16 protein-coding genes and 1 tRNA gene are annotated in these 20,317 nt (G+C 36.3%); 12 read left to right on the top strand and 5 right to left on the bottom strand.

Annotated features, from left to right (window positions below; genetic code table 11):
- Window positions 1–56 precede the first annotated feature (56 nt).
- The 7 genes from P0N36_RS05275 (at window position 57) to P0N36_RS05305 (ending at window position 9,976) form a co-directional block, all read left to right on the top strand.
- Window positions 57–1,379 (top strand): extracellular solute-binding protein, encoded by a 1,323-nt coding sequence (locus P0N36_RS05275; protein WP_275841795.1) that lies wholly within the window; start codon window positions 57–59, stop codon window positions 1,377–1,379.
- Window positions 1,376–3,169 carry a sensor histidine kinase gene (locus P0N36_RS05280; RefSeq protein WP_275841796.1) on the top strand — a complete coding sequence of 598 codons (1,794 nt, stop codon included), beginning with the start codon at window positions 1,376–1,378 and terminating at the stop codon, window positions 3,167–3,169. The genes P0N36_RS05275 and P0N36_RS05280 overlap by 4 nt, the downstream gene beginning before the upstream one ends.
- 21 nt (window positions 3,170–3,190) lie before the next feature.
- A complete protein-coding gene (locus tag P0N36_RS05285) occupies window positions 3,191–4,786 on the top strand; it encodes a response regulator (RefSeq protein ID WP_275841797.1) in 1,596 nt (531 codons plus the stop codon).
- Between the two features lie 205 nt (window positions 4,787–4,991).
- The gene (locus P0N36_RS05290) at window positions 4,992–5,705 is read left to right on the top strand and encodes a glycerophosphodiester phosphodiesterase (RefSeq protein ID WP_275841798.1); all 714 of its coding nucleotides are present in this window, start codon (window positions 4,992–4,994) and stop codon (window positions 5,703–5,705) included.
- A gap of 55 nt (window positions 5,706–5,760) precedes the next feature.
- Complete coding sequence (locus P0N36_RS05295; RefSeq protein WP_275841799.1) at window positions 5,761–7,341, top strand: BCCT family transporter; 1,581 nt, start codon at window positions 5,761–5,763, stop codon at window positions 7,339–7,341.
- 66 nt (window positions 7,342–7,407) lie between these two features.
- Window positions 7,408–8,970 (top strand): BCCT family transporter, encoded by a 1,563-nt coding sequence (locus P0N36_RS05300; protein WP_275841800.1) that lies wholly within the window; start codon window positions 7,408–7,410, stop codon window positions 8,968–8,970.
- 160 nt (window positions 8,971–9,130) lie between these two features.
- On the top strand, window positions 9,131–9,976 hold the full coding sequence (locus tag P0N36_RS05305; protein WP_275841801.1) for an MgtC/SapB family protein: 846 nt from the start codon (window positions 9,131–9,133) through the stop codon (window positions 9,974–9,976).
- A 17-nt stretch (window positions 9,977–9,993) separates the two neighbouring features.
- Here P0N36_RS05305 and P0N36_RS05310 read toward each other — a convergent pair whose 3' ends face one another.
- From P0N36_RS05310 to murC, 5 genes are all read right to left on the bottom strand, one after another.
- Window positions 9,994–10,491 (bottom strand): GNAT family N-acetyltransferase, encoded by a 498-nt coding sequence (locus tag P0N36_RS05310; protein WP_275841802.1) that lies wholly within the window; start codon window positions 10,489–10,491, stop codon window positions 9,994–9,996.
- A 155-nt stretch (window positions 10,492–10,646) separates the two neighbouring features.
- Window positions 10,647–10,720 (bottom strand) — tRNA-Arg (locus P0N36_RS05315).
- A 27-nt stretch (window positions 10,721–10,747) separates the two neighbouring features.
- The gene (locus tag P0N36_RS05320; protein WP_275841803.1) at window positions 10,748–11,737 is read right to left on the bottom strand and encodes an ATP-binding protein; all 990 of its coding nucleotides are present in this window, start codon (window positions 11,735–11,737) and stop codon (window positions 10,748–10,750) included.
- Window position 11,738: 1 nt separating this feature from the next.
- Window positions 11,739–12,815, bottom strand: a complete 1,077-nt coding sequence (locus tag P0N36_RS05325) for a DnaD domain protein (RefSeq protein ID WP_275841804.1) — start codon at window positions 12,813–12,815, stop codon at window positions 11,739–11,741.
- Between the two features lie 385 nt (window positions 12,816–13,200).
- Window positions 13,201–14,586 carry a UDP-N-acetylmuramate--L-alanine ligase gene (gene murC, locus P0N36_RS05330; protein WP_275841805.1) on the bottom strand — a complete coding sequence of 462 codons (1,386 nt, stop codon included), beginning with the start codon at window positions 14,584–14,586 and terminating at the stop codon, window positions 13,201–13,203.
- 238 nt (window positions 14,587–14,824) lie between these two features.
- Here murC and purR point away from each other — a divergent pair, with 238 nt between their 5' ends.
- From purR to glmU, 5 genes are all read left to right on the top strand, one after another.
- Window positions 14,825–15,646, top strand: a complete 822-nt coding sequence (gene purR / locus P0N36_RS05335; protein ID WP_275841806.1) for a pur operon repressor — start codon at window positions 14,825–14,827, stop codon at window positions 15,644–15,646.
- Between the two features lie 217 nt (window positions 15,647–15,863).
- Entirely contained in the window at window positions 15,864–17,141 is a 1,278-nt protein-coding gene (locus P0N36_RS05340; protein WP_275841807.1) for a glucose-1-phosphate adenylyltransferase, read from the top strand.
- Window positions 17,138–18,256 (top strand): glucose-1-phosphate adenylyltransferase subunit GlgD, encoded by a 1,119-nt coding sequence (glgD, locus tag P0N36_RS05345; protein WP_275841808.1) that lies wholly within the window; start codon window positions 17,138–17,140, stop codon window positions 18,254–18,256. The genes P0N36_RS05340 and glgD overlap by 4 nt, the downstream gene beginning before the upstream one ends.
- Window positions 18,257–18,521: 265 nt before the next feature.
- Window positions 18,522–18,818, top strand: coding sequence for a septation regulator SpoVG (spoVG, locus tag P0N36_RS05350; RefSeq protein ID WP_125136858.1), 297 nt, complete (start codon window positions 18,522–18,524; stop codon window positions 18,816–18,818).
- A gap of 123 nt (window positions 18,819–18,941) precedes the next feature.
- Window positions 18,942–20,303, top strand: a complete 1,362-nt coding sequence (glmU, locus tag P0N36_RS05355) for a bifunctional UDP-N-acetylglucosamine diphosphorylase/glucosamine-1-phosphate N-acetyltransferase GlmU (protein WP_275841809.1) — start codon at window positions 18,942–18,944, stop codon at window positions 20,301–20,303.
- The last annotated feature ends 14 nt before the right edge of the window (window positions 20,304–20,317 follow it).

Here is a 20,317-nt window from a genome sequence, read left to right on the forward strand (position 1 = left end):
CACAAAGATATCTACGATTACCGGAGTGTGAGTAGATAAGTATAAGCGAGGTTCAAATGAAATCAATCATAATTGGTCTTGTTTTATGTCTTGGAATATTATTAAGTAGTACCGGCTGTAAAAGCCCAAATCAAAATGTTGATATAATAAATCCCAAACCTCTAGAAATAGAATTTTGGTATGGTTTAACAGGCGTACAGGGAGAGGCAATGGAAGCATTTATTGCGGAATATAATATGATTCAAAAGACACACATAATTAAAGGTGTGTCTTTTGATAGTTATGATGTTACTTCTAAGGCCCTTGAAGCTGCGCTTGCAAGAGGTAAAGGACCGGGCGTTGTTCTCTTAGAAGATTATCAAATGTATAGTTTTGCAAAAAAGGGAGGGTTAAGATCTTTAAATATGTTTATTGATCAAAGACCGGACTTTGATTTGAGAGATATTTTTCCTAAGTTTCTAGCCCAAGTTACGGTAGATGAAAAGATATATGGTTTACCCATATATGGGACAACGCAGATTCTCTATTATAGAAAAGATTTGTTTAAGCAAGCAGGACTTAGTGAGGCCAATCTCAAAACATGGGAAAGTCTTGCAGAGGCAGCTGAGAGATTAACCGTTACCGGACAAGACGAGATTCTGGTATATGGTTGGGAACCAATGCAAGGTAGAGAAAACCTGATTGATGCCACCATCAATCGTGGTGGTAGGATACTGAATGAGGAGGGTACGAAAGTATTGATTAACGAAGAGCCCTGGATTTATACATGGGAGCAGTTTCGAAAATGGATACATGAAGACCAAATCATGAAAGTACATTATGGTGGTGAAGGTTGGCAATATTGGTATGCTACCATCGACGATGTATTACAAGGAAGGGCTGCCGGTTATACAGGTTCGGCAGGCGATGCAAGAGAACTGGACTTTAATATTATTGGAGCGCAAATGCAACCTCACTGGGAAGGCTTTGAAGGTCAACCGGTTGGTGTCCATAATGCGCATACGATTTGTATTCCTACTTTTACGAAAGATGAAGTAGCCATGGCGGCGTTTGAATGGATTGAGTATTTTACCAGTAAAGAAATGACCGGCAAATGGTCCATGGAGACAGGGTATTTGCCAATTCGTATGTCAGTCATTGATCATAGTGAATTTAAAAGTTATATGGAGAAGAATGAGCATCTTAAAGTGGCCATGGAACAAATGAAAAAAACAACCAGTATAACGTACGATCCTACAGGCGGTGCAATATATGAAGCTTTAAGAATTGCAGCTGAGAAAGTAGAGATTCTAAATATCCCGACAAAAACAGCCCTTGATGAAGCTCAAAATGTTGCCCAACAGGCTTTGGATGAGTATCTTATTAGAGGTGCACAATGAGAATCAAACATCTAAGAAACAAGTATTTTTTATTCATAACAGTTTTAACTATTGGTATCATTGTTATACTTGGTGCTATTTCGATCACTATATTTTCCAATGCCATGCTAAAAGAAGTTAAAACGATTGCAGATCAAAAAATTCAAATAATAAGTAGTGATTTGGAAGATGAATTAAAGAATGTGTTTAGCTTAAGTGAAAGAGTTCTTAACAACCAAGAGTTGGAAAGAAGGTTGTTACTTGCTGAAAACAATTATGAAAGTATGTATGAGAAAATGCGTGCTATTTCAGAAATAACAAGAGCCTATGCTTATGCGGATGTAGGTATAAATTCTATATTCTTTATGGATAAAGATCATCAAATATATGATCCATTCTATATGATATCGCCATACAAAGAAATAATTGATCAGTATGAAGCTTATCAAGACTTCAAGGCTTCAGGAGTCTACTCATCATTTTCATTACCAACAAACTTTCCAAGTAAATTTGACACTGAGCTAGGCAACAAATCTACCATAACATTTTTTGAGATGTATTTATCAAGGGATGATTATCAAGAGATAGGGACAATTTTAACCAATGTAAAAATAGATTATTTATTTATGACGTTTAGAAATGCCTGTAAAACTGAGTTTCATTCAGCGTATGTGGTTGACTCTGAGGGGAATGTCATTTATAAAGTTGAAGATGACAATAGAGATGATGTCCTATCAGTAAATGAAATAATTAGACTAGGCGGTCAAAGTGGTATCTTAAATATTAACGATAAGGACTTTTATTTTATTAAAAAGGGCTTGGATAGCTACTCTGATTGGCAAATTATAGGTATCATGGAATATAATCATTTAAAAACAGGCATAAATGCTATATTGAAATATTACTATGTTATTGGGTTTTTGAGTGTCATCGTTATTATTATAGCATCCTTTATATTTGCAAAAAGAATTACAAAGCCAATTTTATTACTAAAAGAATCTATGGATATTTTGGCTACAGGAGAGTGGCCACAACCATTGGTACCGACAACCCATGATGAGATAAGATCGCTTATTGAAGGCTATAATAATATGTTGGCCGAACAGCAAAAGCTCATTGAACAGATTTATTTAGAGCAAGAAGATAAAAAGAAAAAAGAAGTTGAAACAGTAGAGCTTAAATTAGATTTATTACATTCCCAAATCAACCCTCATTTTATTCATAATACTCTACACACTATGCAATATTTGTTGAAAATAAATAAAACAGAAGGGTTACTGGAAATATTAACATCCTTTAATCGTTTATTGAGATTCAATATGTCTATTGATAAGACATTTATAACTCTTAAAGAAGAAAAAATGTGTATTGACAGTTATATCAAGATTTTAGAATACCGTTATAATAAAGTGTTCGATATTACCTATGAGTTGGATGAATCTTGTCGTCATTTTATGATTCCAAAACTTATCTTACAACCCCTTGTTGAAAATGCAATCTATCACGGTATCATACCGAAAAAATCAGATGGGAAAGTTATCATAGCGATGGCACTGGATAGAACTTTCTTAAAAATCAAAATAGAAGATAATGGTGTTGGCATTGAACCCAATAGGATTAAGGATATACTTTTAAACAAAGAAAAAGGTAGTAGCGGTTCCTTTAATCAAATCGGAATTCATAATATCGATAAAAGGTTACGCCTTATTTATGGCGATGAAGCCAGGCTCAAAATCATAAGCGCAGTAGGTGAAGGTACTGTGATATCTTTTTGCATACCACTGAATCAGCTTGAAAGTGAACAGCAATAAAAAGTTATGGAGGTTACGGATATGAAAAAGTCCATTATAATTATTGATGATGAAATGCCATCTAGGGAATCACTAAAAGCGTTTATGGCTTGGGATAAGACAGACTATTATATTTTGGAAGAATTCGATAATGGTCCTGAGGCCATAGCATTTTATCGGAATAATAAAGTAGACATCATTATTACGGATATTCAGATGCCGATTATGGATGGCTTGGCGTTCATCAAAATCATTAAGAGTATAAACAAGCAACAAGAGATTATTGTGCTAAGTTGCCATGAAAAATTCTCATACGCTAGAGAGGTCATGCGCTATGGTGTCAATGACTATCTCATTAAGGATATGCTTACCAAGGAAGACCTTCTTGAAGCGCTTAATAAGAGCAAAAGACAGCATCAAGATTTTATTGAAGAAAAAGGATTTACTACCTCTTTGGATGTATCTATTGATAAGCTATTAGAAGAGGATGCTACTTATGACTGCTCACCAGAGGTTGTAGCGTGTTATCATATTCTTTTAGTTGTAGCTTTTGATGCGCCTGTAGTTAGCAATGATACGATGAACTGCGATGTTGATTCGGAAGGTATAGAAAAAGTTAGAAACGCTTTAGGAGTGAAATTAGGTATTTCAGGAAATCGATTGGCACAAAAAGGAAGTCTTGAATGGGTCCTCCTTACAGAAATAAATCAGGTAAGCAGCCAGCTAAAGTATATTTATGATAGTCAGAACATGGCAACAAGGGTCAGGAAAATCATATCTGAAATTATGCTTTGTGATTTCACCATTGGTATCAGTCGAGGTTTTAAGGGCGTCACGGATATCGTATCAAGATATGAAGAGGCAAGTGAAGCATGTAAATACAGGGTTTTTCTTGGTGAGAACAAAAATATATTTTATAATACAGTTTTTACACAAATGACGAACTTCAATCCAAATCGTTTGGATAAAATGATCGATAGGGCACAAAAGTATATGGATGAAGGCAATTTAAAGGCGATGCTGGAGACGGTTGAAACGATTTACTTAGAAGACATTAAGGGATTCATGCAGTACAATTATATTCGTTATGTGAATGCGCGTATTGTTTCCCTGCTGGTTGACTATATCGGAAAAAATGATTTATCTTATGCGTGGGTCTTTGGCAAAAACTTTATTCCACTAAATGAGTTGGAGGAAAGCAATACCATTGAGGAAATCATTGCTTGGTTTTCAAGAGTTATAGAGAGAGTTGTTAAGAAAGATCAGACTGAAGTGGAAATGAAATATAGCTTGAGGGTTATGCAAACCATTCATTTAATCAATAAACATTATACAGAAGGCATACAGCTTACGGATTTATCTCAAAGGTTAGGCATACATAAAGTATATTTATCCAGAATTTTCAAAGAAGAGACAGGGAAAAATGTAACTCAATATATACAGGAACTGAAAATTAATGATGTAAAAAAGATGTTGATAGGAGCCAATCAATCTATCCAGGAAATAGCTGAGACGTTAAATTATTCAAGTTCACAGCAACTCTCATCCGTATTTAAAAAAGAAACCGGTATGACCCCAAAAGCCTACAAAAAATTAATGTTTGGAAAATTGGTTAAGGCGTCAAAACTATATAGTTGAACTTTCTCATACCATATATAGTTACGAATGTATCAACGTAATCTATATATGGCATGTGAATTAAGTGAAACTTAGTTTTGACCCTTTAACCAAAAATAGAGTTAAATTAACGTACAAAAGGTTAATTCGGGCTCTTTTTTTTTTGTGCAAAAAAACATATACTCATATAAATTCAAGGTAGAAAGCATGAAGAAAGGGGCAAATAATGATTATTGGACACAAAGGAACCTCCGCATACGCACCGGAAAATACACTGCCATCCATAAGAAAAGCTGTTGAGATGGGTGTGAAATGCATAGAAATCGATGTGCAGTTGACGAAAGATAAGGAAATCGTCGTTATTCACGATTACACCCTTAATCGAACAACCAATGGAAAAGGTTGGATCAAAGAAAAAACTTTGAAAGAAATTAAAGATTATGATGCAGGTAGTTGGTTTGGCAAAGCATTTGAGGATGAAAAAGTACCGACACTTGCGGAAGTGGCTGAGATTATACCGAAGGATGTATGGTTGAATATCGAAATCAAAAGCATTGCCAGAGAGCGAGGCGATATTGAGGCGCGTATATGGGCCATTATAAAAGCTCATGACATTTTAGATAGGGTTATCATATCATCTTTTGACCATGTAAGCCTGCTTAAGTTTAGAAAGCTGGATCAGGATATAAAAATAGGTCTTTTAATCTACGCTTATTGGATACACCCATGGGAAATGATTGAGCAATCCGGTATCAAACCCTACAGTATTCATCCGGCAATAGAATATTTAGATGAGGCTTTTGTAGCAGAAGGTAAGAAAAGAGGTTACAAAGTGTTTCCATATACGATCAATACAAAAGATGAATATCTCTATGCTATGAAATTAGGTGTAGATGGGATTTTTAGTGATTATCCGGATATGGCAGAAAGAAATCAGTAAAGGGCTAGAATGCAAAATTCATTTAATGAAATTGCAAATATAAGGAGGAAGTGAAATGAACATAATTAAGAAATTCAAAGAAGGACCGAAGATTGATAAAGCAATTTATTGGCCTTCAGTAATCATCACCATTGCACTTGCAGTCTATTTTGTATTGAATCCAAAGAGCAGTTTGGTCAAACTGAATGCCGTATTCAATTATATGACAAATGAGTTGGGATGGACTTACATTTGGTTTACCTTAGCGGCTTTTGCCAGTGCGATTTATTTGATATTTGGTAAGTATGGTAAGGTTATATTGGGGGCACCTGGGGAAAAACCCGATTTTTCAACCTTCTCTTGGATCGGTATGATTTTTACCGCATCGACAGGTTCTTCATTGCTTTATTGGGGAACCATTGAATGGATTTATTACTGGCAGTCACCACCTTTTGGTGCAGAAGTAGGATCATGGCAGGCAGCTGAATGGGCATCTACTTATGGTCTATTCCACTGGGGAGCAACAGCTTGGGCCATGTATGCAGTTGTATCGGTCGCCATCGCTTATGTCTATCACGTAAGAAAAAAACCGATACTAAGATTATCAGAAGCCTGCAGAGGTTTAATGGGTGACAGAGTAGACGGTTGGATGGGTAAACTTATTGATATATTTTTTGTGTTTGGTCTTATAGGTGGTGTTACAACTTCCATGGGACTTGGAACACCGATGCTTACAGCAGGTATTTCTAAGCTTACTGGTATTGTGCACACTCAGGAATTGGAGATTATAGTTATTACAGTATGGACATTATCCATCGGTGTTACAGTATTCCTTGGTCTTGAAAAAGGTATTAGAAGACTTTCAGATCTTAATATTTACTTGGCATTTGGTGTGTTGACATTTTTGCTCGTACTTGGTGGGCATACAGTATTCATTCTTAATCAATCAACGACAGCAATGGGACTTATGTTCTCAGAACTCATTAATATGAGTTTTTGGACAGATGCCGTAGGTCAATCCAAACATCCACAATGGTGGACAATTTTCTACTGGGCTTGGTGGGTAGTCTATGCTCCGGCTATGGGTCTGTATATTGCTAAAATATCAAAAGGTAGAAGCATTAAGCAAGTTGTTCTAGGTTCTGTTTTTTGGGGATCTCTAGGTTGTTGGGTATTCTTCTCAATCCTTGGCAACTACTCCATGGGTCTTCAGTTGAGTTTTAATAATCCGGAATTATTTCCTGGCAGAGGTTTAGATGTCATATCTATATTTGAAAATCTAGGTCCTGCATGGGCAGTTGTGGAGACGATAGCAGCAGCACCTCTTGGAAATATACTTCTGTTTGCATTTATTCTACTGGCCTTTATTTCTATGGTAACCGGACAGACGACAATTGCTTTTACTTTGGCATCGGTTACGACAAAAGAGTTAAAAGAAGACGATGAACCTGCCAGATGGAATTCCTTTTTATGGGCATTGATATTAGGCTCCATATCTATCTCCCTCCTATTATTCAATGCATTAAAGCCATTGCAGACCACCTCTATTGTGGCCGCTTTCCCCTTAATGTTCGTATTGATCATTGTAGCGGTCTCATTCTTTAAAATGATAGAAAAAGATAAGGTGGTTGAAAAAAGGGAAGGAAATAAGGAGTAGTATTTCCAGATTTTGGAGAAAGCCATGGATGACTCCATGGCTTTCATTAATAATAGGGGTGTGACTATGTTTGAACTAATTATAGAAAGAATAAGAAACAAAGTTGTATTTATTTTATCAATTTTAATTATTTCAGCTACTTCATTATGGGGAATATTTTCCCCTGATTCCTTAGGAAAAATGGCTTCATCTGCTTTTGGATTTTTAGTAACAAGATTTGGTTGGTTTTATCTTTTGTCGGTATCTATTTTTCTTTTCTTTTGTATATACTTAATATTTAGTCCATACCGTAACCTGAAGCTTGGACAAGATGAGTCAAAACCTCAATTTTCTAACTTCTCATGGTTTGCTATGCTTTTTAGTGCAGGTATGGCCATTGGTCTTATATTTTGGGGTGTGGCAGAACCACTCAGTCATTTCATAAATCCGCCCTATGGGCTTGCAGAAGCTGGTAGCCAAAAAGCAGCAGAGTTATCACTTCGGTTTTCATTTTTTCATTGGGGTTTGCATGCTTGGGCGAACTATGCATTATTTGGTCTTGCTATAGCCTATTTTCAGCTAAGAAAAGGTTATCCGGGTCTCGTCAGTAGTATATTTATACCAATTATAGGTGAACGACATGCAAAAGGGATTATCGGCATGTTAATAGACTTATTAGCCATTTTTGCTACGGTAACAGGTATTGCTACAGATTTGGGATTAGGAACACTTCAGATTAACAGTGGATTAAACATGCTTTATAATGTACCTGAAACAAGAACCGTTCAGGTAATCATCATACTCGTAGCGACAGTTTGTTTTATCACTTCAGCAGTAAAAGGCCTAGATAAGGGTATAAAGAAGTTGTCAGTTTTTAATTTGGTATTGTCCATATTCTTGCTTGTTATAGCAGTTGTAATTGGCCCCCAATTAGAAATGGCGAAAGGTCTGATAAAAGGTATACAAGATTATGGTTTGCATTTTATCGGTGATGGTTTACCATGGTTTGCTTTGAAGGATCATAGTGAGTGGTTGGGCAATTGGACAATTTTCTATTGGGCATGGTGGATAGCTTGGACACCTTTTGTTGGCACTTTCATAGCACGCATCTCATGGGGAAGAACCATAAAGGAGTTTATTCTTGGTGTTTTATTCATACCTACTCTAGGTTCCATGGTTTGGTTCTGTGTTTTTGGTGTACTTGGAACCCATCAAGGCCTTGAAGTTGCTAAAACTGCCTTAACATCCATTCCAACAGCTTACTTTACTATAATGGATTGGTACCCCTTAAGTGGATTAATTTCCTTTGTCACGGTGCTATTATTATTCATTTTTTTTGTGACCTCTGCAGACTCATCTACTTTTGTTCTTGGTATTTATACATCAGGTGGGAACCCTAATCCCTCAACAAAAAAGAAAGTGGCTTGGGGGGTTACTCAATCTTTTTTAGCCTTGGCATTATTGCTTGCAGGAGGGCTTGAGGTTTTGCAAACAGCCAACATTGTAGCTGCATTTCCTTTTGCTATTATTATGTTACTTTCGATTGTTGCATTAATGAAGTCTCTTAGGGAAGAAGTAGTGACGTGTACGACAAAACTAAAAACAAATAAATTAAGTTCTTATTATTTGACAAAAAAACAGGATACTTGATTGTTGTTTTTTAGCATAAGGTGTATAGTAGCAATAATAGTATTTGAAATTCAATAAAATGAAACTAAAGATAGGTAAGAGATACTTTGATGGAGAAAGAAGCTTTTCTTTTATTTTGCGTTCAGTTGGATACAATTAGTTTAAGTAGGGGTGTTAAAATATGAATAAAATGAGTCAAAAAAACATTGCCATTAATGAAAGCAACAAAAGTCATATATGGAATATACCGGCTTTTTTGGTCATCAGTGTATTAACGATGGTAACGGGCGTTTTACTACTGATTGACTTACCAAGACTTCAATTACTGGATTATGTCGTAGATTTGAATGCTTTGATTAAAAGCATGTTTACCATATTTTTAGCTTGCGTTATTGGCTCTACCATTGGCTGGGAGCGGGAGAGCCGAAATAGACCAGCAGGTCTTAGAACGTACGCACTTGTGTGTATGGGTTCAGCGCTTGTTATGATTACTTCATTTAGTATTTTTGAAGCCTATCATACAGTGGTGAATTCGGACCCAGCTAGACTCGGTGCTCAAGTTATAAGCGGTATTGGTTTTCTTGGCGCTGGTACCATCATCAGGGATAAATTCTCTGTTAAGGGACTTACAACAGCAGCTTCCTTGTGGGTTGTGGCTTGTATTGGATTGGCTATTGGGTCCGGTATGTACTTGACCAGTATGATTATCAGTATTGTGGTTTATTATATCTTACATAATTTAAGGTGTATGGAAGACATTAAGGCTGAAAAAATGAACTATGAGATTCTCATTCGTTTAAAAGAAGAGAATGGGCAAATAAAAGCCATTCACAAAATTATGGATAAATATGAAATTGTTGTTAGGGATATTAACATTGTTTATGGTCAAACCAGTTTTTTAGAAGAGGACAATGAAGATATTAATATTGTGATTCATGCCATGATTTTGGATCATTTTATTGATAAATTGATTGTTGAATTGAGTGGCCTAAGTGGTGTTGTATCGTTTTCATGTGGTGAGGAGTAGGAGGGGGCATGGTCGATTTAGGCTTTTGTAACATCCTTTTGATAGTAGACAACACTTAGTAATTCATTGTGTTTTTCTGCAACATTAACAAGTCTGCCGCCATATATAAAGCCTTTTTTCTCATGCAGTAGGATACTTCCTTGATTGCCTTCCGTAATAACAGAGATTAATTGTTTTATTTTTGGAGCATGATAAGCGGCTTCTATAATAGCATCCATTAGACGACTTCCTACCCCTTTGCCTTGAGCCTTTTTACTAACATATATGGAGATTTCTGCACTACAATATGCAGTCTCTCGTTTTCTACCATATGGCGATAAAGATGCAAAACCAAGGAGTTGACCATCATCTTCAAAAATCAGAATGGGATAAGCTTCTTGGTGTTCTTTTAACCATCTTTGACCTTCTTCATAGGTCAGCGGTTCCTCTTCAAAGGAGGCAGTACCGTTTAGAATACTATCATTATATATGTCCAGTAATACCGGAATATCATTTTCCATTGCTTTTCTAATCATATCGCTCCTCCCAAATGCCATAAAAATTTAAAGTACTAACAGTTTATCACATAATCTGTATAAGGTACAAAATGAGAATGAAAAAAGTATAAAATAGGGAGACAAAAAAGCTGTAAAATCTTATAGAATCAAGGTTTTACAGCTTTTTCATTTAGCGCACGCAGTAGGACTTGAACCCACAACATTCTGATCCGAAGTCAGACGCTCTATCCAATTGAACTATGCGTGCTTATATCTAAACCTTATGGGTTAAGATCTATAAAAACTTTTGTAAGCGAATATCGGAACCGATAAAGCCTACAGATAAGTAATTACCATAAATACGTGAAACAATACGATCGGTATATTGGTTGCTCCATGCACTTGGTGGTAAGTTTGTTGAGATGACAACAGGCTTCTTGTCCAGCATGCGTGTGTTAATGATATTAAACAGCTCCGATGTAGTAAAAGCATTGTTGATCTCAGTACCAAGGTCATCAATAATGAGTAAATCACATTCGTATAGGTTTTGAATCTCGTCTAATGTTACATGGCCCTCTTCGTTATGAAAGCGGTAAGTCTCAAGAAGCTTGAACAAACCAAAGGCCGTCAGATAGATAACCGTGTGTCCTGTATCTAGTAATACTTTTGCAATACAGTTACACAGATAAGTCTTGCCTAAGCCGGCTTGACCGTAGAGAATGAGATTGTTGTATTTTGTGTCAAATTGCTCAGCAAAGTTGTAACAGATTTTATAATTGAAGGCTGCAATATCTCTTGGTGATTTACCAATATTTTTATCTACCTCATTACTATAATGGTCAAGAGAGAAATTGTCAAAGTTTTCTTTTTGTAAAATGGCATTTAAATGACTTTGCTCATAGGAAAAGTTGATGATTTCTTGGTTGAGGCAATGACATTTAGCATGTTCGATGTAGCCGGAATCCTTACAATCTTCGCAATCATAGATGGGTGCCAGATAATCACTTGGGTAACCTGCATCTTGCAAGACTTTCTTTTTCTGTTGAGATAAACGACTGACTTTTTCTTGCAGATCTGTTAGGAGTGCCTGTCGCTTATTTGGGTTTTCCACAATTTGCCGTGTTAAGGAAGCGGATAAGGATGAAATCTGCTCATCAATGGCCTGAAGTACAGGGTACGCCTTATAAACCTTATCTTTTCTGGCATAATAAATCTGCTGGTTTTTTAAACGACGTTGGTCGATAATATTTAGGATATGTTTAAACTGTGATCTAGTAAGACCCATATTAAGACCTCTTTTCCACCGTTTCGACTTCAATCATCTGTCGCATGCGTTTTTCTATCAGATCATGGTCATATTGACGTTGGTTATGGTTGTGAAATCGATTACTGGCTTTTGCAGCTACGTCTTTTTTTGCAGATTTTTTATCGACTTGGCCTGATTTATACTGTATATCCAATTCTTTAACAGCATTAATGGATTTTGCACCTTTGTTTTGCCAGTTGGTTAAAATTGTATCCACATATTTGAGCTCAGGTTTATTAATAGCCTCAATGGTTTTTTCGCAGGCGATTTCAATAACTTCGATTGCAAAATTATATTCAACCAGCCATTTTTCCATTAGTTTTGTCTGAGCCGGTGTGGGGTTACGACTTGATAAACCTAAGGCTTTGAAGATTTTGTAATAGTTCTTATTGAAGTTCTCCGTTAAGTCTTTGGCCTGCTTTACATTTCGTATGCCCTTATCGGACCAGTCCATAGCCACTTTTTCTATGTAATTCATATGACGATGATCGTTGGATGCACAATATTCAATCAAATATTCTACAACTTCTATAGTTAAACCTAGCCAATCCATAAAACCAACTAAGATATTTACATCAACCTGTGTTAATTGCTTGCCCAAATATTTTTCGGTAATATAAATAAGCTGTTGAAATTCTGATTGACCGGCTATAACGGCAATCTCTTCCATGGTGTATTCCGGTCTCTCATAGAGCTTTGGCTTTGGAGTATTGGCTTTATTCTTTCCGGTTTTATTGGAAGCGATAACTGTATCTTCTGTCTTTTCAAGACTTAATAAACCGATAGAGGTAATCTGATCATCTTCGTACTGAACTTCAATGACTTTAAGTTCGTCCCAGTAATTAATAGCACGAATGACATCGGATTCTATAAGATGTAACTGCTTTGCGATTTGTTTTGTCGTAAAAGCACATTGATTGCTACAAATCAGCCTAAGCAAATACAAATAGACTTTCACATAGTCCCCGTTGGATTTAGGCATATAATGATCAATAAATAGGTTATTTATGAGCGTGTGTTGATGAATGTTTTGAGATTGTAAATTTATTTGACTCATATGAACCCTTTCCCACATTATGTAAACCATTACCATCCATGTGTATAACTTTATATTTATTATACCATCATAGCATATACTATACGATGGGAAGTATAATGATATAGAACTATGGGCTATAAGTCAAGAGGAAATAGGAAAAAAATATGAGAAAGCCCTATAAATAAAGGCTTTCTTCAGAAGACCTATCGATTGGCTAATAAATGTGTAAAGTGTGGATAAGATGGTGTATAACATTATCTACATGGATAAGATGGCTATAAATGGCGGCTAAACCCAGTGAAATAAAGGTGTTCAGGTATCGCAATAATATACGTTATGTAAACCAGTTATACACGTCTGTTTTTGTACGATATGTGAACAAGTCTGTGGATAATGTGGAAAACTATGAATCTAGTAGGTATTCGCCTAACAAATACACGTCTCCGGCGCCCATAGTTATCAACAGGTCATTTGGGATACAATGGGTCAAAATATGGTAGCTGATTTCATCGAAAGAAGAAAAATATTCACAAGGTGTACCATAGGCCAAAATTCTAGATTGTATATCCCGTGCATGAATGTCACCAAAATCCGCTTCACGACCTGCAGAATAGATGTCCATTAAGATGACGTGGTCAGCTAAACTTAAAGACTTTGCAAAATCGTCTAAAAAAGCTTTTGTTCTAGTGAAAGTATGAGGCTGAAAGACAATCCAAAGCTTGTTGAAATCCATATTAGCGGTTGATTTTATTGTGGCTTCTATCTCGGTGGGATGGTGTGCGTAATCATCTACAATATGTACACCTCCAAGAGAGCCTTTGTATTGGAAACGGCGATGGGTACCGGTGAAAGCACAAAGGCCTAAAGCTATGGAGGCCAAGTCAATATTAAGTTCCACAGCGGTTGCAATGGCAGCAAGTGCATTGCTGATGTTGTGATCACCAGGTACGGACAATTGGAATCGACCAATAGACTGATTTTTATAGATGACATCAAAGGCGCCGTGACCAAGTGAGTTATACACAATATTGGTGCCATAAAAATCACAGTTTGCATTGGTCAAGCTATATGTAGTGATTTTTTTTGTTGTTTCCCTTAGTATAAGGTGTGCATCCTTGATGTCGGCATTGATAACAATGCTACCATCTGTTTTTGTATTCTCTAAAAAAGTGTGAAATGAATCATGAATATGATGGATATCTCTAAAATAATCCATATGATCTTCTTCTACATTCAGTATAACGGATATTTTTGGGAAAAAATGATGAAAGCTATCAAAATATTCGCAGGCTTCTGTTACAATAAATGGTGATTTACCTACGGCCACATTGCCACCTATTAATGGCAATATACCGCCAACCATAACCGTTGGTTCGGTCTGGGCGGATGTTAGAATATGCGCTATCATAGAGGTGGTGGTGGTTTTACCATGTGTACCGGATACAGCAATACTATTTTCATAACCGTCCATAACCTGACCCAGCAAAGTACCACGATCTATGATGGGTATGTCCATTTTGTTAGCTTTTTCAATTTCAGGATTGTCTAATTTAATAGCTACAGTGTAGACAATCAAGTCGATGTCAGAGGTTATATGATCTTGGTGATGTCCTTTATAAATATGTGCACCCATGGTTGTCAACTTTTTTATAGAGCCATTGTTACCGATGTCAGAACCGGTTACTCTAAAGCCACGATTAAGCAACAACTGAGCCAATGCGCTCATGCTAATACCACCGATGCCTATGAAATGAACATGTATGGGTGTTTCAAGGTTGATTTTATACATTTTTATCTCCTTAAGAATCTGTAGGAATTCAATTAACAATCGATTAGATTCTTCTATATTATACATTCTTTTTATGAAATATGAAAGAGTCGAATATTTCGAAGAAAAGGACTTATAATATTCGGAGATGTAAGTTATAATATGGTTAAAGTGTTAAAATCAAGCTTCTCTAGATACACATATGAGACATAGCTTTAATACCTTAGCCTATAGAGAGAATAGAACTAGAGGAATAGTGATGAATAATAAAATAAGCAAGACAGAGCGTATAGCTTTGATTACAAAAACTTTAATAGAAAATCCATCTCAGATATTTACACTAAACTATTTTTCAGAGATGCTAGACCATGCCAAGTCAACATTAAGTGAAGACATAAAAAGTATTGAAACATCCTTTGAAAAACACCATTTGGGTAAGATATATTCCATATCCGGAGCAGCAGGAGGGGTATACTATTTACCAATTGCTAACAAAGAATTTGTTCATAAAGTACAAATGGATTTATGCAATAAGTTATCAGAAACCAGTAGAATTATACCTGGTGGTTATTTGTATATGAATGATCTCTTATACGATCCTTCATGGTTGGAAAAGATAGCCCTATGTATAATTGCTTATTATGAAAGTGCTTCAATTGACTATGTTGTGACCATTGAAACAAAGGGTATACCTTTGGCTTTGGCGGTGGCTAGAATCCTAAACAAGCCAATAGTAGTTATTAGAAAATCAGCAAGATTAACAGAAGGTACGACCTTACAAATGAACTATGTAACCGGATCGAAACAAAACATAAAAACCATGTCTATGCCAATAAAATCTATTAGGAGAGGTGCGAATGTTCTATTTGTAGATGATTTTATGAAGGCGGGTGGAACGGCAAAAGGTGTTGTGGATTTTATGAAGGAGTTTGAAGCTAAGGTGGTTGGAGTTGCGGTTATGATGTCCACTATTACATCTGACGAAAAACTGGTTCAGTCTTATTATTCCTTAATCGATTTTAAGGGTATTGATGAAAAAAACAAAATCATACATATGACCCCCTCCAATATGAAGAAATAAATACTTACTATGTTTTAGCTTTTTAAATACGCCCCTAGTAATAGACAGTTGATGGAAGACTGCAATTACTAAGAGGGGCTTTTTGTGTTTTGAGAGCACAAGATATTGTATAAAAATAAACAGTAAGTTAACCGATTTTATAACAAGTTGTCTGTAAAATTAGGAGCCAAAATATAAAAAATATGATATCATATAGCCATAAGAAGGGAGGCGTATTATGAGAAAAAAAGAAATTGTTGCCATGTTATTGGCCGGTGGTCAAGGCAGTCGATTAGGTGTGTTAACGTCCCATGTTGCAAAGCCGGCAGTATCCTTTGGTGGTAAATATAGAATTATTGATTTTACACTAAGTAACTGTATTAATTCTGGGATTGATACGGTTGGGGTATTGACTCAATACCAACCATTATTATTGAACCAGCATATTGGTATTGGCATACCTTGGGATTTGGATAAGAATTTTGGAGGTGTCACCATTTTACCACCATTTGTAAGCAAGGATAACAACGCTTGGTATACCGGTACGGCAAATGCTGTATATCAGAACATTCCATATATTGACTATTATAATCCGGAATATATATTAATTCTTTCAGGGGATCATATTTATAAAATGGATTATGAAATGATGTTAAACTACCATAAGAAGAAAAAAGCGGATGTAACTATTGCTGTCTATAGAGTGCCTATAGAGGATGCCCATCGATTTGGTCTGGTGAAAACAGAAGAAGATGGTAAAATCTACGATTTTGAAGAAAAACCTCCAAACCCAACCAGTGATTTGGCTTCCATGGGTATATACATATTCGAGTGGAAAGCTTTTAGACAAGCCCTTATTTTATCTGAGGAAAGTTATGAAGACAGTGACTTCGGGAAGCATATATTGCCTTATATGTTAAGTAAAAACTTTAATCTTTATGCTTACGAGTTTGATGGTTTCTGGAAAGACGTGGGTACCTTAGAAGCTTATTGGGATGCCAATATGCAATTGATTGATCTGGTTCCTGAGTTTAATCTTTATGAGTCCTATTGGAAAATCTATACCAAAAATGAAGTACAACCACCACAATTTATTGGTCAAGGCGCCAGTGTGGAAATGTGCATATTAGGTGAAGGCGCCGAAATATATGGTCATGTTTACAATTCTGTCATTGGTTCTAATGTCATCATCGAGAAAGACGCAATCATTCGAGATTCAATTATTATGAACAGTGCGATAATAGGCGAAGGTGTTCAGATATATAAAAGCATTATTGCTGAAAAAGCACTAATTGGCGCTCATACAAAAATAGGTATGGGCGAGGATGTTATAAATGAGGAACAACCTCATATCTATTACTCAGGTATTTCTGTTGTTGGTGAGAAGACAGTCATACCTCCTAATGTTGAAATTGGTAAGAATTGTGCAATTGATGGTCCTGTGACCAAGTCTTCTTTTATTGACAATAAACTGGCCAGTGGTAAGAATCTAATTATAGGGGAGGGTTCAGATTGAGAGCGTTGGGTATTATATTAGCAGGTGGAAAAAATGAGAGATTAAAAGATCTATCTACAAATAGGGCGTTGGCTGCGATGCCCGTTGCCGGTAGCTATCGTTCAATTGATTTTGCATTAAGTAATATGACCAATTCAGGGGTAAGCAAAGTGGCAGTTGTGACCCAATATAATTCAAGATCCCTCATCGAGCATCTAAGCTCTTCAAAGTGGTGGGATTTTGGTCGTAAGCATGGTGGTTTACATGTTTTTACGCCTTACATGACCAATGAAAATAGTTTTTGGTACCGAGGTACGGCAGATGCCATCTATCAGAATCTAAGCTACCTTAAAAATAGCCATGAGCCCTATGCCATCATTGCCCAAGGGGATGGTGTTGTTAAGGTTGATTATAGTAAAGTCTTACAATACCATATAGAAAAAAGAGCCGATATTACGATGGTTTGTTATGAAGAGAAAAACAAGCGTGAGCTGAATAGGTTCGGTATTGCGACGGTAGATCAGGATAATCGAATTATTGAATTTGAGGAAAAGCCTATTGAGCCAGAAGGGAACCTAGTTTCAACGGGTATGTATATTATTCGTCGAAGGTTGCTAATTGAATTAATTGAAAGTTGTGCAAAAGAAGAACGCCATGATTTTGTAAGTGATGTCATTGTACGCTATAGGAAACAAAAGAAGATTTATGCCTATATCCATGAGGGTTACTGGAGAAGTATTGCAAGTCTAGAATCTTATTTTGAAACGAATATGGATTTTTTGGACAAGTCCATACGAGATGATTTTTTCAGGAAAACACCGAATATCATGTCTAAAGTAGAAGATGAACCTCCGGTAAAAATAAACTATGGATCTACGGTTTCAAATAGCTTATGCTCTAGTGGGAGTATTATTAATGGTAATATTGAGGACTCAATTCTTTTTAGGAAAGTTTTTATAGGTAATAATTCAGTGGTTAAAAATGCCATAATTCTTAATGATACCTACATTGGAGATCATTGTCATATTGAAAATGCCATTATTGATAGTCACTGCAACCTTGAGGAAGGTACTGTAGTCAAAGGTAAAGAAAACGAAATTATTATTATAAAAACCAAGGATAGTTCCTATAAATAAAATACAAGGATGGTTAAAGTGTCAAAACAAGTTAAATCAATAAATTTCATGGAATATGGCTCTAAAGGCGTGATGAAAAAGAGTTGTCATCCTATTGATAATATACTATAATAATTGTAGTGGTGATTTTACAGAGTAATGGCCTTTAATGCTAATATTTTCCTGCAATAAGGGGACGAGATAGATATATGTATGATATTAGTATTAGGAGCAAAGTGGACAGTTAGTTACTTATAGTCAGAGCTACTTATGGAAAGGGGTACATATGGAGATTACAGATGTAAGAGTAAGAAAAATTACTAAAGAGGGAAAAATGAAAGCAGTGGTATCGGTTACCTTTGATAATGAATTTGTTGTACATGATATCAAAGTAATCGAAGGAGAAAAAGGTCTGTTCATTGCAATGCCAAGTAGAAAAGCCTTAGATGGAGAGTTTAGAGATATTGCGCATCCCATTAACTCCATCACACGGGATAGAATTCAAAAGTCAATACTTGAAAAGTACGAAACGATTTCTTTGGATGAAGGCGAAGTATACGAAGAAATGGCTGAAATGGAATGATTTTTGGCACTTCTATCTAGAAGTGCTTTTTTATTGAGTTATTCCTTGAACATATATAATATCTAGTGTAAAATGTACCACGGACAGTATTAATTTTATGTTAAGTTGAAAGAGGTGTCTTCATTGTCAAAAGTACAGGCCATCATTTTGGCTGCCGGTGGCGGAACCAGAATGAAATCTAATAAACCAAAAGTCATTCATGAAATTCTAAAAAAAACATTAGTGGACTATGTCATTGAATCGGCTAAAGAAGCAAGTATAGAAGATGTGTGTGTGGTAGTAGGACATCAAAGTGAGGTTGTTGAAGCGGCCATATCTCATGAAGTGGTGTATGCTAAGCAGACAGAACTACTTGGGACAGGTCATGCGGTTATGATGGCAGAAGATTTCTTGGATGTTGAGGGAAAGACTTTGGTTTTATTTGGTGATACGCCCTTAATTACAAGTGATACATTGAAGGCGATGATAGAGCATTGTGAGACAACTAAGAGTGATGTTGTCGTTTTATCTACGAGGGTAGAAAACCCTAGCGGTTATGGGCGAATTATAAGGGACGAAGATGGACAGTTTCTTAAGAGTGTGGAACACAAAGATGCATCAGAGCAGGAAAAAATGGTGTGTGAAATCAATTCAGGCATGTACTGCTTTGACTCGAAAGCGCTTAAAAGCGCATTGAGTCAGTTAACCAATGATAATGCTCAAGGTGAATACTACCTTCCGGACACCATGAAGATTATTATGGATATGGGTGGCAAGGTGGAAGTATTGGTCACGGAAGAAAGCGATGAGATTCTAGGAATCAATACAAAAGTACAATTAGCTGAAGCCGGTTTGATTATGCAAAGACGTATTAATGAGAGATTGATGCTTGAGGGTGTCATTATGGTACACCCTGATCAGTGCTATATTAGTAAAAATGCTGTTATTGGTTTGGATACTGAGATTTATCCCAATACTTTTATAGAAGGTCATACAAAAATTGGCGAAGGGTGTATAATTGGACCTAACACTAAAATAGTGGACTGCGAGCTTGGAGACCGAGTTCATATTGAACAGTCTACAGCATTGATGAGCAAGATTAGTCATGATACCACTGTTGGACCGTATGCATACATACGTCCAAATTCAAATATAGGTCAAAATATAAAAATAGGTGATTTCGTAGAAATCAAAAACGCAAGCATTGGTGACGGGACGAAAGTATCTCATCTTACGTATATTGGAGATGCGGATGTTGGAAAGAACGTCAACTTTGGATGTGGGACCGTAGTGGTGAACTACGATGGACAGAAAAAATATAGAACGACAATCGAGGACGAAGCATTCATAGGTTGTAATACGAACCTTGTCTCTCCTGTCACTGTACATCACAGAGCTTACACAGCTGCTGGATCGACAATAACCCATGATGTACCGGAATCCGCACTAGGTATAGCAAGAACAAGGCAAACAAACATTGAGGATTGGGCTAAGAGAAACAGATAACGTGAATGCATGAA

It is taken from the genome of Petrocella sp. FN5 (assembly GCF_029210395.1).
Taxonomy (GTDB): Bacteria; Bacillota; Clostridia; order Lachnospirales; family Vallitaleaceae; genus Petrocella.

What these genes read in the sequence shown, in the direction of transcription:
- P0N36_RS05305 (WP_275841801.1), top strand. Translation starts at nt 9,131, where the DNA reads ATGAATAAAATGAGTCAAAAAAACATTGCCATTAATGAAAGCAACAAA.
- P0N36_RS05310 (WP_275841802.1), bottom strand. Translation starts at nt 10,491, where the DNA reads ATGATTAGAAAAGCAATGGAAAATGATATTCCGGTATTACTGGACATA.
- P0N36_RS05340 (WP_275841807.1), top strand. Translation starts at nt 15,864, where the DNA reads ATGAGAAAAAAAGAAATTGTTGCCATGTTATTGGCCGGTGGTCAAGGC.
- P0N36_RS05290 (WP_275841798.1), top strand. Translation starts at nt 4,992, where the DNA reads ATGATTATTGGACACAAAGGAACCTCCGCATACGCACCGGAAAATACA.
- P0N36_RS05300 (WP_275841800.1), top strand. Translation starts at nt 7,408, where the DNA reads ATGTTTGAACTAATTATAGAAAGAATAAGAAACAAAGTTGTATTTATT.
- spoVG (WP_125136858.1), top strand. Translation starts at nt 18,522, where the DNA reads ATGGAGATTACAGATGTAAGAGTAAGAAAAATTACTAAAGAGGGAAAA.
- P0N36_RS05285 (WP_275841797.1), top strand. Translation starts at nt 3,191, where the DNA reads ATGAAAAAGTCCATTATAATTATTGATGATGAAATGCCATCTAGGGAA.
- P0N36_RS05325 (WP_275841804.1), bottom strand. Translation starts at nt 12,815, where the DNA reads ATGAGTCAAATAAATTTACAATCTCAAAACATTCATCAACACACGCTC.
- P0N36_RS05275 (WP_275841795.1), top strand. Translation starts at nt 57, where the DNA reads ATGAAATCAATCATAATTGGTCTTGTTTTATGTCTTGGAATATTATTA.
- murC (WP_275841805.1), bottom strand. Translation starts at nt 14,586, where the DNA reads ATGTATAAAATCAACCTTGAAACACCCATACATGTTCATTTCATAGGC.
- P0N36_RS05295 (WP_275841799.1), top strand. Translation starts at nt 5,761, where the DNA reads ATGAACATAATTAAGAAATTCAAAGAAGGACCGAAGATTGATAAAGCA.
- P0N36_RS05280 (WP_275841796.1), top strand. Translation starts at nt 1,376, where the DNA reads ATGAGAATCAAACATCTAAGAAACAAGTATTTTTTATTCATAACAGTT.
- purR (WP_275841806.1), top strand. Translation starts at nt 14,825, where the DNA reads ATGAATAATAAAATAAGCAAGACAGAGCGTATAGCTTTGATTACAAAA.
- P0N36_RS05320 (WP_275841803.1), bottom strand. Translation starts at nt 11,737, where the DNA reads ATGGGTCTTACTAGATCACAGTTTAAACATATCCTAAATATTATCGAC.